Here is a 1,061-nt window from a genome sequence, read left to right on the forward strand (position 1 = left end):
CACCATCAGCACCACGCCGAATTCGCCCAGCGTATGCGCGAAGGTCAGCACCGTCGCGGTGGCGATGCCGGGCCAGGCCAGCGGCAACTCGATCCGCAGGAACACAAGCCATGGCGGCATGCCGGAGGTGGCGCCAGCCTCCCGCATCCGGTCGGGGATGGCGGCGAAGGCGTTCTGGATCGGCTGCACCGCGAAGGGCAGGTTCACCAGCACCGAGGCGAACAGCAATCCCTCGAACGAGAAAGCCAGGCCATGACCGAACACCGCCTGCCAGGCCTTGCCCAGCGGTGAGAGGTTGCCGAAGGAGACCAGCAGATAGAAGCCCACCACGGTCGGCGGCAGCACCAGCGGCAGCGCCACGGCCGCCTCGACGAAGCCGCGGCCGGGAAAGCGCCGATAGGCGAGCACCCGCCCGAGCCAGATGGCGAAAGGCACCAGCAGCACCAGCGTCCAGAGTGCGAGGACGACCGAGAGGCGGAAGGCGGTCCAGTCCACGCCGCGCGCTCACTCGCCCGGAAGGGCGAAGCCGTAGCGGCGCATGATCTCGCGCGCAGCGGGCTGCTTCATGTGGTCGTAGAAGGCGGTGGCGACCGGCCCGGCGCGGCGCAGCAGGACCATGCGCTGCCGAAGCGGTTCGTGCAGCGTCTCGGGCAGCAGGGTATAGGCGCCGCGCCCCTGCAAGGCCGGGGCGAGCACCAGGGAATAGGCCACGATGCCGCCCTGGCTGCCGCCGGCCAGGGCGAATTGCGCGGCCTGGGCGACGTTCTCGCCCAGCACCAGGCGCGGGCCGATACCCTGCCACAGCCCGGATGCGCGCAGGGCTTGCTGCGCGGCCCGGCCATAGGGCGCGTGCTCGGGGTTGGCGATGGCGAAGCGCGTGATCCGCCCAGCCTCCAGCGCCGCGCGGACCGCCTCCAGGCCGCCGGTCGTGGCGATCGGCGAGCCTGGCGGCGTGAACAGCACGATGCGGCCAATGGCGTAGAGCGTGCCCCGGTCGCGGGTAAGCCCAGCCTCTGCCAGGCGGAACACGAAGGCCTCGTCGGCCGAGAGGAACATCTCCG

The 1,061-nt window shown here is 71.3% G+C and carries 2 protein-coding genes; both read right to left on the bottom strand.

Features of this window, described 5'->3' with window-relative positions; genetic code table 11:
* Positions 1 to 495 (bottom strand): molybdenum ABC transporter permease (locus Q8S40_RS09350; RefSeq protein WP_305670167.1); only part of this gene is annotated, 495 nt, incomplete at its 3' end.
* 9 nt (positions 496 to 504) lie between these two features.
* Positions 505 to 1,061: molybdate ABC transporter substrate-binding protein (modA, locus tag Q8S40_RS09355; protein ID WP_305670168.1), on the bottom strand; the 557-nt coding region annotated here is incomplete at its 5' end.

This window comes from Falsiroseomonas sp. (assembly GCF_030695085.1).
GTDB lineage: Bacteria > Pseudomonadota > Alphaproteobacteria > Acetobacterales > Acetobacteraceae > Falsiroseomonas.